At 36.6% G+C, this 407-nt stretch carries 1 protein-coding gene; it reads right to left on the bottom strand.

The window, feature by feature from the left end; translation table 11 throughout:
• The coding region (locus tag HMPREF2697_RS00840) for an IS1182 family transposase (RefSeq protein WP_000468754.1) at positions 1 to 308 on the bottom strand (308 nt) is incomplete at its 3' end.
• Between the last annotated feature and the right edge of the window lie 99 nt (positions 309 to 407).

Below are 407 nucleotides of genomic sequence, written 5' to 3'. Positions count from 1 at the left end.
ACCTTATCGTCCAGAGATAAGCCAAGAAACCAACGGTAAGCCGTATTCACCTCAATATCTTTAATGGTTTGGCGCATAGAACGAATGCCATAAAAACATTGAATCAACGGAATTTTAACTAATAAAACAGGGTCTAGACTAGGGCGACCATTATCCGAGGAATAACTATCTTCGACAAGATCATAAATAAAAGAGAAATCAATCGTTTCCTCGACTTTTCTTAGAAAATGGTCTTTAGGCACAAGTTCATCAAGCGTATAGAATCCTACTTGACGTCGATTGTATTCGGGATTTTCTTTGTGAAACATAGGAACACCTCATCAAATACCTTTTTCTTTTATTATACTCCTTCAAAGCAAGAAAAATCCCCAGAAGTATAACTTCTGAGGACTTTGTCTTCAATCTGA

Source organism: Streptococcus sp. HMSC064D12 (genome assembly GCF_001837205.1).
In the GTDB taxonomy this organism is placed as follows: Bacteria; Bacillota; Bacilli; order Lactobacillales; family Streptococcaceae; genus Streptococcus; species Streptococcus salivarius_D.
Note: the sequence above shows the minus strand (reverse complement) of the source record. Positions and strands in the feature narration are given on the sequence as shown.